Source organism: Microbacterium sp. Root61 (assembly GCF_001427525.1).
Classification (GTDB): Bacteria; Actinomycetota; Actinomycetes; order Actinomycetales; family Microbacteriaceae; genus Microbacterium.
The window spans coordinates 1,162,550-1,177,690 of the sequence record NZ_LMGU01000001.1 but is presented as its reverse complement, the minus strand read 5'-3'; the positions used below and the strand labels follow the sequence as shown (position 1 = coordinate 1,177,690).

General features: G+C 67.3%; 14 protein-coding genes. 9 read left to right on the top strand and 5 right to left on the bottom strand.

The annotated features are described in order from the left end of the window. Positions 1 to 12 precede the first annotated feature (12 nt). Positions 13 to 771, bottom strand: coding sequence for an alpha/beta fold hydrolase (locus ASD65_RS05750; RefSeq protein ID WP_056219682.1), 759 nt, complete (start codon positions 769 to 771; stop codon positions 13 to 15). A 55-nt stretch (positions 772 to 826) separates the two neighbouring features. Between ASD65_RS05750 and ASD65_RS05745 the strand changes: the two genes are divergently transcribed. Continuing rightward, positions 827 to 1,249 (top strand): hypothetical protein, encoded by a 423-nt coding sequence (locus ASD65_RS05745; RefSeq protein WP_056219679.1) that lies wholly within the window; start codon positions 827 to 829, stop codon positions 1,247 to 1,249. Between the two features lie 4 nt (positions 1,250 to 1,253). On the opposite strand, the gene ASD65_RS05740 is transcribed toward ASD65_RS05745, so the two are convergent. Together ASD65_RS05740 and ASD65_RS05735 are read right to left on the bottom strand one after the other, a co-directional pair. After that, entirely contained in the window at positions 1,254 to 2,159 is a 906-nt protein-coding gene (locus ASD65_RS05740; RefSeq protein ID WP_082561585.1) for an intradiol ring-cleavage dioxygenase, read from the bottom strand. 62 nt (positions 2,160 to 2,221) lie between these two features. Beyond that, complete coding sequence (locus tag ASD65_RS05735) at positions 2,222 to 3,427, bottom strand: MFS transporter (RefSeq protein ID WP_056219676.1); 1,206 nt, start codon at positions 3,425 to 3,427, stop codon at positions 2,222 to 2,224. Positions 3,428 to 3,808: 381 nt separating this feature from the next. Between ASD65_RS05735 and nrdH the strand changes: the two genes are divergently transcribed. From nrdH to nrdF, 4 genes are read left to right on the top strand one after another with little or no spacing between them, the layout of a single operon-like run. Continuing rightward, positions 3,809 to 4,042 (top strand): glutaredoxin-like protein NrdH, encoded by a 234-nt coding sequence (gene nrdH, locus ASD65_RS05730; protein ID WP_056219671.1) that lies wholly within the window; start codon positions 3,809 to 3,811, stop codon positions 4,040 to 4,042. Between the two features lie 40 nt (positions 4,043 to 4,082). After that, positions 4,083 to 4,547 carry a class Ib ribonucleoside-diphosphate reductase assembly flavoprotein NrdI gene (nrdI, locus tag ASD65_RS05725; protein WP_056224522.1) on the top strand — a complete coding sequence of 155 codons (465 nt, stop codon included), beginning with the start codon at positions 4,083 to 4,085 and terminating at the stop codon, positions 4,545 to 4,547. After that, positions 4,529 to 6,685: a class 1b ribonucleoside-diphosphate reductase subunit alpha gene (nrdE, locus tag ASD65_RS05720; protein ID WP_056219669.1), complete on the top strand. Its 2,157-nt coding sequence runs from the start codon at positions 4,529 to 4,531 to the stop codon at positions 6,683 to 6,685. The genes nrdI and nrdE overlap by 19 nt, the downstream gene beginning before the upstream one ends. A gap of 31 nt (positions 6,686 to 6,716) precedes the next feature. Next, positions 6,717 to 7,694, top strand: coding sequence for a class 1b ribonucleoside-diphosphate reductase subunit beta (gene nrdF, locus ASD65_RS05715; RefSeq protein WP_056219666.1), 978 nt, complete (start codon positions 6,717 to 6,719; stop codon positions 7,692 to 7,694). 663 nt (positions 7,695 to 8,357) lie between these two features. Here nrdF and ASD65_RS05710 read toward each other — a convergent pair. Together ASD65_RS05710 and ASD65_RS05705 are read right to left on the bottom strand one after the other, a co-directional pair. Continuing rightward, complete coding sequence (locus tag ASD65_RS05710) at positions 8,358 to 8,858, bottom strand: hypothetical protein (RefSeq protein ID WP_056219663.1); 501 nt, start codon at positions 8,856 to 8,858, stop codon at positions 8,358 to 8,360. Positions 8,859 to 8,931: 73 nt separating this feature from the next. After that, the gene (locus ASD65_RS05705) at positions 8,932 to 9,303 is read right to left on the bottom strand and encodes a VOC family protein (RefSeq protein ID WP_056219661.1); all 372 of its coding nucleotides are present in this window, start codon (positions 9,301 to 9,303) and stop codon (positions 8,932 to 8,934) included. A 169-nt stretch (positions 9,304 to 9,472) separates the two neighbouring features. Here ASD65_RS05705 and ASD65_RS05700 point away from each other — a divergent pair, with 169 nt between their 5' ends. The 4 genes from ASD65_RS05700 (at position 9,473) to ASD65_RS05685 (ending at position 15,089) form a co-directional block, all read left to right on the top strand. After that, positions 9,473 to 9,904, top strand: a complete 432-nt coding sequence (locus ASD65_RS05700; RefSeq protein WP_056219659.1) for a MarR family winged helix-turn-helix transcriptional regulator — start codon at positions 9,473 to 9,475, stop codon at positions 9,902 to 9,904. 88 nt (positions 9,905 to 9,992) lie between these two features. Next, positions 9,993 to 10,460 carry a DUF3817 domain-containing protein gene (locus ASD65_RS05695; protein WP_056219654.1) on the top strand — a complete coding sequence of 156 codons (468 nt, stop codon included), beginning with the start codon at positions 9,993 to 9,995 and terminating at the stop codon, positions 10,458 to 10,460. Positions 10,461 to 10,528: 68 nt separating this feature from the next. Next, complete coding sequence (nhaA, locus tag ASD65_RS05690) at positions 10,529 to 12,388, top strand: Na+/H+ antiporter NhaA (RefSeq protein WP_235566613.1); 1,860 nt, start codon at positions 10,529 to 10,531, stop codon at positions 12,386 to 12,388. Positions 12,389 to 12,515: 127 nt separating this feature from the next. Beyond that, entirely contained in the window at positions 12,516 to 15,089 is a 2,574-nt protein-coding gene (locus tag ASD65_RS05685) for an ATP-dependent Clp protease ATP-binding subunit (protein ID WP_056219651.1), read from the top strand. The last annotated feature ends 52 nt before the right edge of the window (positions 15,090 to 15,141 follow it).

Sequence of the window (15,141 nt, the reverse complement as noted above, 5' to 3'; positions counted from 1 at the left end):
TGTGCGCAGCGGTCAGGCGGACAGGACGCGCAGGACCTCCGCGATCGTCTCCTCGGGCTTGTCCCGGTGCGGGGAGTGCCCGGCATCCTGAATCACCGACATCGAGACGACCGGGTTGCGCAGCACCTCCTCTGCGAGAGCACCGGTGAAGATGGAGTGCACGAGCGGATCTGAGCCGATGATGTGCGTCGGCACGCGCAGACGGGATGCCGCGTCCCGGATGTCCCAGGGATCGTTCTGGGCGCTGGTCTGATCCACGGCCCAGCGGCTGGCCTGCTGCGTGGCGAGGGCCTTGAGCTCGATGTCGGTCTCGTGCCAGTGCGGATGCTCGGCACGCACCGCCGCGATCGAAGGGTCCTCGAACGACTGCTCCTGGCTCGAGCGCACGATCTCGCGATCGCTGTCGGCGAGCTGGATGCCCGGGTCGATCAGGAGGAGGCGTCGCGTCCACTGCGGATCGGCGGAGGCAGCGAGCGTCGTGGTCGTGCCACCGAGCGAGTGCCCGATCACGAGATCCCACGGACCGCCGTGCTCCGGAGTCGTGGCGGAGAGGTCTGCGGCGTACGCGTGGACCGAGTAGTCCAGGGTGCGCGGCGCGGTGCCGTGTCCGCGCAGGTCGACCGCGTCCGCACGCCAGCCGGCCTCCGACAGCGCCACCCCGTAGCGCCACATCAGCGCTCCGGTGGAGCCGAGGCCGTGCACCAAGAGGGCGCGGAGCGGGGCGGACGGACCGCCCCACGACAGACGGGGCAGGGTGACGGGTGCGGTCATGCGCTCAGCCTACGATCCGACGCCGGGGCGCAGCATCCGGGGGCAAGATGGGGACATGATCTCGACCGAACTCGCCCGCGCGCTGCGCGAAGCCGGGCTGGTGTGGCACCCGCAGCCGGGCGACCGCTTCCAGCTGGACGAGCCGGAGTTCGAAGCGGATGTCTTCACGGTGAGCGAGATGACAATCGAGGCGCGCAGCTATTCGACCGGATCGGTCCTGGCATTCAACGGTACGACGGAGTGGGCGCTGGACTCCGTGGCGCTGGAGGACGCACTGTGGCTGCCGCACGAGGCGCAGCTGCGCGAGATGCTCCGTGGCACGTTCCGGTCGCTGCGGCGACTCGCCGACACGCACGAGGTCGAGATCGTCGTGCACGCGACCGCAGGTGTGGTGGGGGAGACGCTCGTGTTCGAGCATCCCGAGCCCGCGGACGCCTACGCGCTCGCCGTGCTGGAGCTGCTCCGCCGGATCGCCTGAGCGCTCACACGCCGATCGTCAGCGCCGCGGTGTAGCCCTGGGCGACCGAGCCGGACATCGTCGCGAGCTGGCGGATGGCGCCGTCGTCGCGGAACACGTTGTCGTTCTGCAGCGTCACCTGGGCGGCGTTGCGCACGCTCTGCTCGTAGCCGGCGGTCGCGTACACGGTGTCGTTCGTCTCGGCGGGCAGCGCGATCTGGGAGGTCTTCACGATAGGCCCCGAGGCCACCGCGTTCGCGACATCGTCGTACACCTCGAAGTGGATGTGCGGCCAGCGTCCCGAGTAGCAGGCCGGGTAGATGGAGGTGAAGGCGACGGTGCCGTTCGCGTCGGTCTCCTGCACGCCGCGCAGGTAGTTCTCGTCCTCCACGCCTTGGCTGTACAGCGAGTAGTTGCCATCGCGGTCGCAATGCCAGAGGTACACACCTTTACCTGCGAGGGCCCGCCCGGTCGCGGCATCCCGCACGGTGAGGGCGATCGTCAGCGGAATCCCCGCGGCGACGGTCGTGGACGACCCGAAGCTGGAGCGGATGTCCGCGCGCACGATGCCCGAGTCATCGAGCACGTTGACGCCGTTGGAGCCGTCGGCCGGGTACGGTCCGCCGGTCTCGTCCGGAACCTCTGCGAGGGGTTCGGATGCCGAAGCCGACGCCGACGCCGAGCCGGTGGGAGTGGGAGTGGCGTTGGGGGTGGCCGAGGCATCCGTCGTCGGATTGACGCCGCACGCGGCCAGCAGCGAGGTGAGCGCGACGCCGCCGAAGATTCCGAGCGCGCGGCGACGGTTGATCATCGTCCGTACGTCGTAGACGAGTCCGCGGTCGTCCTCGTCGATGACGGTGCCGTCGGCGTTGATCCACTGCGGGTCCAGGGGAGCCGTGGTGCGGTCCGGGGTGTTGTGATCCTGGGTCATGCGCCCTACTGAACCACCGGTCGCTGTGCGCCGTCGATGAGCGGACTATGCGCTCCCGAAGCTCAGCGGGGCAGATGCACCGGCTCGGTGTCGGGCAGCGGGCTCGGGTCGCGGTGGCGCAGGTCGGGGAAGCCGCGCACGAACACGATCGCGACGATGAGCCCGAGCACGCAGAACGCGGCGGCGGCGAAGTAGGCGCCCTGCGGGCCCACTCCGTCGATCAGGAACCCCGCGACGGCGGAGCCTGCGGCTGCGCCGATCAGCTGTCCGGTGCCGACCCAGCCGTAGGCCTCGGCCGTCTCGCTGAACTTCACGCTCGCGGAGGTCATCGCGAAGATGACCGCGAGCGCCGGGGCGACGCCGATGCCGGCCAGCAGCAGCGTGCCGCCGAGCCACCAGACGTTCAGCGAGAACATGGTCAGAGTGAGCCCGATCGCGACGATCGCGAGGCGGCGTGCCATCGCCCACGGGCCGATCGGGGTATGCCCGAAGGTCAGCCCGCCGGCGAGGCTGCCGAGCGAGAAGACCGCGAGCACGAGGCCGGCCTCCAGGCCGCCGTGCGAGAAGGTCGCGACCACGCCGGCCTCGACCGCGCCGAACGAGCCGACCAGCAGGAACCCGATCGCGGTGGCGAGCATCACGGGCGGCTTGGTGAGCACCTTGCCGAGCCCGCGGCGGCTGCGCGGGATGCGCACGCGTCCGACCTCGGGGGAGAGGATGAACCACGCGCCGCCGCCGATGAGGATGACGACGATCACGAGCAGCGCAGGGACCGTGCCGGCCTGGGTCGCCACGAAGGTGATCAGGACCGGTGCGAGGATCCAGATGATCTCCTGGAGCGAGGCGTCCAGTGAATACAGCGGCGTGAGCTGCCGCGAGTTGACCATCTTCGGGTAGATCGTGCGGACCGCGGACTGCACGGGAGGGGTGGAGAGGCCGACGAGGGCGCCGACCGCCATGGCGTACGGCACCGGCATCGGCACGAGCGCGAGGGTGGTGAGCGAGGCGGCGCAGATCACCAGGGTGATGGTGAGCACGCGTCGCATGCCCCACACGCCCATCCAGCGGCTGGTGAGCGGGCCGGCGATGGCCTGCCCGACCGAGGTCGCGGCCAGGACGAGGCCGGCGGCCCCGTACGAGCCGGTGACGTGCTCGATGTGCAGCAGGATCGCGAGGCTCGTCATGCCGTTGGGGAATCGCGCCGTCAGCTGGGCGGCGATGACGCGGCCGACACCTGGCGTGCGCAGTAGTTCTCGGTAGCCTGCCACCCCTCAACGGTAGTGCCGACGACCCTCCGGCACGATGACGATCGTGGGGTCGTCGCGACACGCCGCGACACGCCGAAGCGCAGTTTCCACAGGCTGGGGGATGTCGGAACCCCCCTTTAGCGTCGTGCCTGTGGATGGATGTGGCCGCGGCATCCGATTCTCCCGTCTTTCAGCGCTTTTCCAGGTTCCGAATCCGAGCCCGTCCTGTGGATGAATCGGTGGACAACCTGTGTTGTACCTGAGGAGAACGGTGGATAATCACATGGATGTAACTACTACCCCTTGTGGTGCTAACGAATGTCGGTACCCATATGTAGTATTGAACTCCCGGTGGGGGGCCTACCGGGTTAGAGCTAGAAGAAGTGAGGGGAGACGGGTCTTATGACGATCACGGTCTACACCAAGCCCTCTTGTGTCCAGTGCACGGCGACCTATCGCGCGCTGGATTCCAAGGGAATCGAATACGAGATCCAGGATCTCTCGCAGGACCCCGCGGCCCTCGAACAGGTCAAGGCGCTGGGCTACCTTCAGGCGCCCGTCGTGATCACGGACGAGGACCACTGGTCCGGCTTCCGCCCCGACAAGATCGACGAGCTGGCCAGCCGCCTGGCCTGATTCCGATCAGCTCAGGGACGTCGCCATGAGCCTCGCCGCCATGCACGCGAACGCAGGGCGAGAATCGGAAGCTCGTCCCTCGACATCGACTGCTCCGCTGCTGGTGTACTTCTCCAGCGTGTCGGGCAACACGGCACGCTTCATCGAGAAGCTCGGGAAGCGTGCCGTGCGGATCCCGCTCCGTTCGAGCGAACCTCCCTTGCGGATAGATGAGCCGTACGTGCTCATCACTCCGACCTACGGAGGCGGCGAAGGCCGCGGCGTCGAACGGGGAGCGGTCCCCAAGCAGGTCATCCGATTCCTCAACGACGAGCGAAATCGTCGCCTGCTGCGTGGAGTGATCTCCACGGGAAACACCAACTTCGGCGAGTCATTCGGACTCGCCGGCGACATCATCAGCCGCAAGTGCCACGTGCCGCACTTGTATCGGCTTGAAGTTTTCGGCACGCCGGAAGACGTAGATCGCGTGAGCGAAGGATTGGAACGATGGTGGAAACTGCACTGACTCAGGCGCAATTCAAGACCGAGTCGCGGTTCGAGGGCATGGACTATCACGCCCTCAACGCGATGCTCAACCTGTACGACGCCGACGGCAAGATCCAGTTCGACGCCGACAAGCGTGCCGCGCGGGAGTACTTCCTGCAGCACGTCAACCAGAACACGGTGTTCTTCCACTCGCTCAAGGAGCGCCTGGACTACCTGGTCGAGAAGGAGTACTACGAGCCCGAGATGCTCGCGAAGTACCCGCTCGAGTTCATCCAGAAGATCAACGACTTCGCCTACGGCAAGAAGTTCCGGTTCGAGACCTTCCTCGGCGCGTTCAAGTACTACACGAGCTACACGCTGAAGACGTTCGACGGAAAGCGCTACCTGGAGCGGTTCGAGGACCGCGTCGTGATGACGGCGCTCGCGCTGGCGGACGGCGACCAGGAGCTCGCCATGCAGCTGGTCGACGAGATCATCTCCGGTCGCTTCCAGCCGGCCACGCCGACGTTCCTGAACACCGGCAAGGCGCAGCGCGGCGAGCTGGTCTCCTGCTTCCTGCTGCGCATCGAAGACAACATGGAGTCGATCTCCCGCGGCATCAACTCGTCGCTGCAGCTGTCCAAGCGCGGCGGCGGCGTCGCGCTGCTGCTCTCGAACATCCGCGAGGCGGGTGCGCCGATCAAGCAGATCGAGAACCAGTCCAGCGGCATCATCCCCGTGATGAAGCTCCTCGAAGACAGCTTCAGCTACGCCAACCAGCTCGGCGCACGTCAGGGCGCGGGCGCGGTGTACCTGCAGGCGCACCACCCCGACATCCTGCGCTTCCTCGACACCAAGCGCGAGAACGCCGACGAGAAGATCCGCATCAAGACGCTCTCGCTCGGTGTCGTCATCCCCGACATCACCTTCGAGCTCGCCAAGAACGACGAGGACATGTACCTGTTCTCGCCGTACGACGTCGAGAAGGTCTACGGAGTGCCGTTCGGCGACATCTCCGTCACCGAGAAGTACCGCGAGATGGTCGATGACGCGCGCATCAAGAAGACCAAGATCAACGCCCGCGAGTTCTTCCAGACGTTGGCCGAGATCCAGTTCGAGTCGGGCTACCCGTACATCATGTTCGAGGACACGGTGAACGCGGCCAACCCGATCAAGGGTCGGATCAACATGTCCAACCTGTGCTCGGAGATCCTCCAGGTCAACACGCCGACCACGTACAACGAGGACCTCTCCTACGCCGAGATCGGCAAGGACATCTCGTGCAACCTCGGCTCGATGAACATCGCCCTGGCGATGGACGGCGGCAACCTCGGCTCCACGGTCGAGACGGCGATCCGTGCGCTGACCGCGGTCAGCGACCAGAGCCACATCGCCTCGGTCCGCTCGATCGAGGACGGCAACGACCGTTCGCACGCGATCGGCCTCGGGCAGATGAACCTGCACGGCTACCTGGCGCGCGAGCACGTCTACTACGGCTCCGAAGAGGGCCTGGACTTCACGAACATCTACTTCTACACGGTGTTGTTCCACGCGCTGCGCGCGTCGAACAACATCGCGAAGGACCGCGGTGAGTCCTTCGACGGGTTCGCCGACTCGACGTACGCGTCGGGCACGTTCTTCGACAAGTACATCGAGCAGGCCTGGGTTCCGCAGACGGCCAAGGTCGTCGAGATGTTCGCCGGCATCCCGATCCCCACGCAGGAGGACTGGGTGGCGCTGAAGGCCAGCATCCAGGAGCACGGGATCTACAACCAGAACCTGCAGGCGGTGCCCCCGACCGGCTCGATCTCGTACATCAACAACTCGACGAGCTCGATCCACCCGATCGCGTCGAAGATCGAGATCCGCAAGGAAGGCAAGCTCGGCCGCGTCTACTACCCGGCGCCGTTCATGACGAACGACAACCTGGAGTACTACCAGGACGCGTACGAGATCGGCTACGAGAAGGTCATCGACACGTACGCCGCGGCCACGCAGCACGTCGACCAGGGCCTGTCGCTGACGCTGTTCTTCAAGGACACCGCGTCGACCCGCGACATCAACAAGGCGCAGATCTACGCATGGCGCAAGGGCATCAAGACGATCTACTACATCCGCCTGCGGCAGATGGCGCTCGAGGGCACGGACATGTCCGAGTGCGTCTCGTGCATGCTCTGATCGCCACACCAGAATCGAAGACGGAAGAGTCATGACCCCCGAAAAGCTCAAGCTTGTCGACCACGTGCAGGCGATCAACTGGAACCGCATCCAGGACGACAAGGACCTCGAGGTCTGGAACCGCTTGGTGAACAACTTCTGGCTGCCCGAGAAGGTGCCGCTGTCCAACGACATCCAGTCGTGGAACACGCTGACCCCCGACGAGCAGACGCTGACGATGCGCGTGTTCACCGGACTCACGCTCCTGGACACGATCCAGGGCACCGTCGGCGCCGTCTCGCTCATCCCGGACGCGATCACGCCGCACGAAGAGGCGGTGTACACGAACATCGCGTTCATGGAGTCGGTGCACGCCAAGAGCTACTCGTCGATCTTCTCGACGCTGTGCTCGACGAAGGAGATCGACGAGGCCTTCCGCTGGTCGGTCGAGAACCCGAACCTTCAGAAGAAGGCTCAGATCGTCATGGAGTACTACCAGGGCGACAGCCCGCTCAAGCGCAAGGTCGCCTCGACCCTGCTGGAGAGCTTCCTGTTTTACTCCGGGTTCTACCTGCCGATGCACTGGTCGTCTCGGGCGAAGCTCACGAACACGGCCGACCTGATCCGCCTCATCATCCGTGACGAGGCCGTGCACGGGTACTACATCGGGTACAAGTTCCAGAAGGGCCTCGAGCGCGTCACCGAGGCCGAGCGCGAGGAGATCAAGGACTACACGTTCTCGCTCCTGTACGAGCTCTACGACAACGAGGTGCAGTACACGCAGGACCTTTACGACGGCGTCGGCCTGACCGAGGACGTCAAGAAGTTCCTGCACTACAACGCCAACAAGGCGCTGATGAACCTGGGCTACGAGGCCATGTTCCCGGCATCCGTCACCAACGTGAACCCGGCCATCCTGTCGGCGCTCTCGCCCAACGCGGACGAGAACCACGACTTCTTCTCGGGCTCCGGCTCGTCGTACGTCATCGGCAAGGCCGAGGCCACCGAAGACGAGGACTGGGACTTCTAGAGTCCCGGATCAAGCCCGGCCCGTAAAACGGCTGCTGAGAGGCCCGGACCCGCAGGATTCTGCGGGTCCGGGCCTCTTTTCGTGCCTTCTCCTCGACGGGCTCGCCGTCTTTCGGGCCGCAGCATCCGGTGTCCTGTGGGCTTGGGGCGTATTCGGTCCGTTGGGGCGTGATGCTTGCGCCCCAACGGACGGATCGCGCCCCAATCTCCGGGTGGGGGCCGTTCGACGGCGGAGGCCCACACCCATCCGCCGTCGTTCGGGCCGCAGCATCCGCTGCCCTGTGGGCTTGGGGCGTATTCGGCCCGTTGGGGCGTGATTCTTGCGCCCCAACGGACGGATCGCGCCCCACACTGCGAGAATCGGATGGATGGTGAAGTCGGACGGATGCTGTGGCCGGGGTCCATTCGTCGTGGTGACACCGGATGCTCTGTCCCCCGAAGAGGGGACAGACACCCCTCTTGCGGAGCACGTATCCTTGACTTAGCTCCCGCAGCTCATGAGTCATCGCTTTCCCCAGAAGTGAGTCGAACCCCACCCCCATCGGGTTCGCGCCGATTCATGCGGTGAGCACGAGGCCCTCTCGAGTCGACCGCCCCCCAGCGAGTGACTCGAGAGGGCCCCACTTTTTCATGGGCCTTCTCGAGCGTGCCGGTCGTCGGGTGGTCAGACGGTGGCCACCGCGCGATTCGCGGCGCGGGCGCGCACGTGGGCTGCGATCCACTCGATCACGAGCCACAGCCAGCCGCCGATCCAGACGAGTCCGGCGGCGAGGCTGATCACGGTCGAGATGTCGCCCAGCGCGACGTTGCCGGGCGCGCCCACGATGTACATGAACGCCGATCCCCAGTCCTGATCGCCGCCGTCGACCATGAAGAATGCGCCGACGAGAACCCCGCCCGCGCTCAGCCAGGAGGCGAGCAGCGCGCGCCGTCGTACGGTCGGCGCCCGCAGAACCCCGCGCGGCCGCAGCAGCCCGTTCGCCGCGATGACCACCTGCAGCGCGTAGCCGACTGCCAGCCCGGGAGAGACGATCACCAGGATGAGCGCGAGCCACCCCATCCACGTGAACTTGATCACGACTGCGAGCAGCGGCAGCACGATCAGCGCGATGCCGGCCCAGAAGGCGGCGCGGTCAGGGGCGGAGCGGGTCGCGCTGTCGGTCATCCTTCGAGTGTGGCAGAGCACGCAGAGAGCGGCGCAGGGCGGATGTCGCGGCATCCGCCCTGCGCAGAACTGCTCAGTCGCGCACGGGGAGCTCCTGCAGGGTCCATGTGTTGCCGTCGGGGTCGTCGAACGTGACGAAGCGGCCCCACGCCTGATCGTCGACCCCGGCCGCCTCGACACCGAGGCCGCGAAGGTGGGCGAGCGCCTCATCGGCGTTCGGGACCACGACCTGGATGGTGTTCTGCTGCCCGGGCTCGAGATCGACGCCGAGGCCCTCGCCGAAAGCGATCGAGCACGCGGATCCCGGCGGGGTCAGCTGCACGAACCGCAGTCCCTCGAACGGCACTTGGTCGTGGTCGAGGTGGAACCCGATCTTCACGTAGAAGTCGCGCGCGCGGTCGACATCCGTCACCGGTACGAAGATGAGTTCGATCTTCCAGTCCATGGTGTCCTCCTAATCGCGGGGCGTGGCCGCCCACGGAACCAGGGTAGAAGCGAATGCGGGCGCATTGTGTCCGCAATCGAGAATCCGTGTCGGCCCAGCGCGAATCCGCGTGAGGCGGGGAAGCGGTTAACATGGAGGGCTGAACGCAGCATCGAGCAGGGGAGATGGCATGGCCGGCGAACGACCTCCGTTCAGCCCCGTGATCGCGCTGCTGACCGTGTCGGCGGTCTGGGATGCGCAGCTGAACACGCTGCTGCGCCGCGTCGGGCTGACCACGCGCAAGTACGCGCTCCTCGCGCACATCGAGGCCACCCCCGGCATCTCGTTCAGCGAGCTGGCGAGGCGCTCGCAGATCACCGTGCAGACCGCGCACACGGCCGTCCGGTCTCTCGCGGACGAAGGCATGGTGACGGATGCCACGGCCCACGCCGGTGCGGCCTCCGACCTGCGCGTCACCGACCGCGGCACCGCCGCGCTCCGCGAGGCCGATGCGCGCCTCGGCGACCTGGACCGCACATTCGGCGTGGGCGCACCCGCGCTCACGAAGGCGCTCGAGGGGCTGCACGAGGAGCCGTTCGAAGGAAACCCTCAGGATCGTTGACCTCCTTCAACTAGACTGAAGGTTGTCGTCGCCGCGTCTCTGAAGCGGCATCCCGAGACATCTATCTGCGCCCTCCTCGAGGAGTCCCGTGTTCCGCACGCCCCTGTCCCTGTTCCGCACCCTGGCGATCGCCGAGGCGATCACCTGGACGCTGCTGATCGCCGCGCTCATCACGCGTGCCGTCACCGACATCTCCGTCGTCGTGACGATCGCCGGCGGCATCCACGGCTTCATCTTCCTGTCGTACGGCGCGACCGCGATCCTCGTCGCGATGAACCAGCGCTGGGGCGTATGGCCGGCGGTCGTCGCGATCGCCAGCGCGATCATCCCCTACGCGACCATTCCCACCGAGCTCTGGCTGCACCGCTCGCACCGACTCGAGGGTGCCTGGCGCCTCGAGCAGACCGATGACCCCCGTGACGCCGTCTGGTACGACAAGTGGATGCGCTGGTTCCTGCACCGTCCCTGGGCGCTGGGCCTGCTCATCGCGGTCGCGATCGTCGCGCTGTTCGTGGTGCTGCTCATCCTCGGTCCTCCGGGTGGCAGCCGCTCTTAGCGGGTGCGGCGGTGTGACGATCTCGTGACATCCGCCCACAGCGCGGATTCCCGCGCCAGTATGGAGGCGTGAGTCGGCCCTCCCTCCTTTCCGAGCGTGCCGAGCCGGCGCGCGCCCCCGCGTCGAAGCGCAAGAAGAAGCATCCGTCCGGGGACCGCCTCTCGGCCGCGCTGATGCTGATCGCCGTCGCGATCGCGATGGTGTGGGCGAATCTGCCGGACGGCGGCGGCTACGAGGCGTTCTGGGGGATGCCGGTCGGCCTGTCGATCGGCGACTTCTCGGTGTCGTTCACGCTGCATCAGCTCGTGAACGACGCGCTGATGACGCTGTTCTTCTTCCTCGTCGGGCTCGAGGTCAAGCGCGAACTGACGATCGGGGAGCTGACGGACCGTTCGCGCGCGATCGTGCCGATCGTCGCCGCGGTGGCGGGCCTCATCGTGCCCGCCGCGATCTTCGTCCTGTTCGCCCTCTCCACGCCCGAGGTCGACGCGTGGGGCGTGGTGATCTCCACCGACACCGCATTCCTCCTCGGCGCGCTGGCGCTCATCGGGCCGAAGTTCCCGGCGCGACTGCGCACCTTCCTGCTCACCCTCGCCGTCGTCGACGATGTCGGCGCACTCCTGGTGATCGGCGTCTTCTACAGCAGCGGCTTGAGCCTGGTGCCGTTCCTCGCCGCGGTGGTGCTGATGGTCGCCATCGGGTTCGTCCGATTCCTCCCGGCTGGCCGCGGCCTGAGCTACGCGCTGCTCGGCGCTGCGCTGTGGGTGGCGGTGCTCCTGGCCGGCATCCACCCCACGCTCGCCGGTGTCGCGGTGGCGCTGCTCATCCCGGTGTTCTCGCCCCGTCGCACCGATGTGGAGCGCACCGCCGTGCTCTCCCAGGCCTTCCGAGAGTCCCCGAATCCCGCCTACGCCGCCGCGGTGACCCGGAGCCTGCGCGACTCGCTGTCGATCAACGAGCGGGTCGACGCCGCGTGGCGTCCGTACGTCGCCTACGGCGTGCTGCCGATCTTCGCGCTCGCGAATGCCGGCGTACATCTCAGCGCCGAGACGCTGCGGGATGCCGTGACCTCGCCCATCGCGTGGGGCATCGTCGTCGCGCTCGTGGTCGGCAAGTTCGTCGGCATCACCGGCGCGACACTGCTCCTGCGGGTGCTCGGCAAGGGGCAGCTCGCGCCGGGGCTCGGGCTGCACCGCATCGCCGGGGGAGCCGCGCTGTCGGGTATCGGCTTCACCATCGCCCTGTTCATCGTGCCGATCGCGATCACCGACCCCGCGACGCAGAACATCGCGCGGGTAGCGGTGCTCGCGGCATCCGTCATCGCATTCCTGGCGGGATGGGCGATCCTCTCGATCGGCGATCGGATCCGGCCGCCGGAGCCGGTCGGGGCCACTCTGGCGCGACCGATCGACCCCGAACGGGACCACTTCAAGGGCCGTCCCGCCGCGAAGTACACGATCGTCGAGTACGGCGACTTCGAGTGCCCGTTCTGCAGCCGCGCCACCGGGTCGGTCGACGCGGTGATCGAGCACTTCGGCGACGAGGTGCTGTGGGTCTGGCGGCACCTGCCACTGGATCAGCCGCATCCGCACGCGCAGGCCGCTGCGCAGGCCGCCGAGGCCGCGGCGCTGCAGGGGCACTTCTTCGAGATGGCGCAGATGCTGTTCACGCACCAGGACCACCTCGAGCCGGCCGATCTCTGCGGGTACGCCGACGCGCTCGGGCTGGATGCCGACCGGTTCGCCGAGGACTTCTCCGCGCCCGCCGTGCTGCGACGCATCCAGGACGACCGCTGGGACGCCGAGGTGATGGACCTGCAATCGACGCCCACCTTCTTCGTGAACGGGCGTCGCCATGTCGGGCCGTACGACTCGGCGAGCCTCATCCGGGCACTTCAGGCACAGGTGGGGGAGGCGCGCCACCGCTGAATCCGGGGTGCGCGACACTGCTGCGCGAAACCGGGAATAGTCTCCACGTCTGGTCGTTGAAGTTGATACGACAATGCTCAAGTTCTAAAGTTGAGCTATCAGGACTCAAGTTTCATGGAGGCCATACATGCCTGAAGACTTCACCCCGCAGGACGGGGCAGAGAACAACGGAAGCCCGTTCGACGACTTCATCGCGCGCTACCTCGCCGGCGAGCGCGCCCGCGAAGAGCGCTCCATCGACCTCAGTCGCTTCCTGAGCGCGCGCACGCAGAACATCCTGCAGGAGGCCGGGCAGTTCGCACTGCGCCGCGGCCAGCGCGAGCTCGACGCGTTGCACGTGCTGCGCGTCATCGTCGAGGAAGAGCCCGCCCGCGACGCCGTGCGTCGCATCGGCGTGGACCCGGGAACCATCGCCCGTGCCGCCGAGGAGCGCCTTCCCGCGCCGACACCGGGCACCGCCGTCGACGCCGCGATGATCGCGCCGTCGGTGCAGCGCGCCCTGTTCCACGCGTACCAGGTCGCCCGAGCGTCTGGTTCGACCTACGTCGACCCCGAGCACCTCTTCTTCGCGCTCGTCATCGGACAGGACGCCCCGGCGGGTCAGGTGCTGGCGCGCGCCGGCGTGACCGCCGAAGCCCTCACCCAGGGCATGCGCGAGACCGTCGCGGCCGGTGGCGTCACCACGCAGCCGGCGGAGACGGATGCCGCGGCATCCGAGACCCCGATGCTCGACAAGTTCGGCACCGACCTCACCGAACTCGCCCGCAACGGCGAGCTCGACCCCGTCATCGGCCGTGCCGACGAGATCGAGCAGACGATCGAGATCCTCAGCCGTCGCACCAAGAACAACCCGGTGCTGATCGGCGAGGCGGGCGTGGGCAAGACCGCGATCGTCGAAGGCCTGGCCCAGGCGATCGTCGACGGCGCCGTGCCCGAGCAGCTGCGCGACAAGCGCGTCATCGGACTGGACCTCCCGGCCATGCTCGCCGGCACCCGCTATCGCGGCGACTTCGAAGAGCGGCTGACCGCGACGATGGACGAGATCTCCGCCCACAAGGGCGAGGTCATCGTGTTCATCGACGAGGTGCACACGGTCGTGGGCGCCGGTGGCGGTGGCGAGGGGGCGATGGATGCCGGAAACATCCTCAAGCCCCGTCTCGCGCGCGGCGACCTGCACCTGGTCGGCGCGACCACGCTCAAGGAGTACCGCGTCATCGAGAAGGACCCGGCGCTGGAGCGTCGCTTCCAGCCCGTCCGGGTGGGGGAGCCGTCGCTCGAGGACGCCGTGCTGATCCTGCGCGGACTCCAGCCTGCGTACGAGGCGCACCACGCGATCACCTACACCGACGAGGCACTGCGGGCTGCGGTGGAGCTCTCCGACCGGTACCTGCCGGACCGGGTGCTGCCCGACAAGGCGATCGACCTCATCGACCAGGCCGGCGCGCGACTGCGGCTCCGGCTCGGCGTGCAGGTCGACGTGAGCGCGCTGATGGCGCGTCTGGCCGAACTGGAGGCAGACAAGAACGCCGCCGTCTCCGCCGAGCACTACGAGGAGGCGTCCCGCATCCGCGATGCGATCGCCGAGGTGCAGGCACGCATCGAGGAGGCGACCACGCGCGGCGCGGTGACCGACACCGGCGCTGTCGTCGATGAGGCGCAGATCGCCGCGGTGATCAGCCGGGCCACCGGCATCCCCGTCAACCGTCTCACCGAGACCGAGCGCGAGCGTCTGGCCACCCTCGAGGACGAACTGCACGGTCGGGTGATCGGACAGGAGGACGCGGTCACCGCTGTCGCCAAGGCCGTGCGTCGCAACCGCACGGGCATGGGCGACGCGCACCGCCCCGTCGGCTCGTTCCTCTTCCTCGGTCCGACCGGTGTCGGCAAGACCGAGCTGGCCAAGGCCCTCGCGGGGTCGCTGTTCGACGACGACACCGCGGTGATCCGTTTCGACATGAGCGAGTTCGGCGAGCGGCACACCGTCTCGCGGCTCGTCGGTGCCCCTCCGGGATACGTCGGCTACGACGAGGCCGGTCAGCTCACCGAGCGCGTCCGCCGCAACCCGTACTCGATCGTGCTGTTCGACGAGATCGAGAAGGCGCACCCCGACGTGTTCAACCTGCTGCTGCAGGTGCTGGATGACGGACGCCTGACCGATGGGCAGGGCCGCACTGTCGACTTCCGCAACACGGTGATCGTGATGACCTCGAACCTCGGTTCGGAATTCCTCGCGTCGCGCTCCGGCGCCATCGGCTTCATCGCCGACGGCGGCGGCGCGACCGGATTCGGCAGCGAGAAGGACCTCCGCGACCGCGTCATGGGCAAGCTCCGTGAGGCGATGCGTCCCGAGTTCCTGAACCGCATCGACGAGATCGTGCTGTTCCGCAAACTCGACAAGGAGCAGCTGCGCCTGATCGTGCGTCTGCTGCTCGGCGCCACCGAGAAGCGGCTCGCCAAGCGCGAGGTGACCATCACTGTGACGGATGCCGCCGTTGCCTGGCTCGCCGAGCACGGATACGAGCCCGAGTACGGTGCCCGCCCGCTGCGTCGCCTGATCCAGCGAGAAGTCGACGACCGCATCGCCGAACTGTTCGTCGACGGACGTCTCGTCGACGGTGGCGCGGTGACGGTGGATGCCGCGAACGACGAGCTCATCGTCGCGACGGCCGCTGCCGAGGTCATGGCACAGCTGGCCGCGTAACGACTGTTCCCGAACGCCCGGATTCCACGGAATCCGGGCGTTCGGCGTTGCC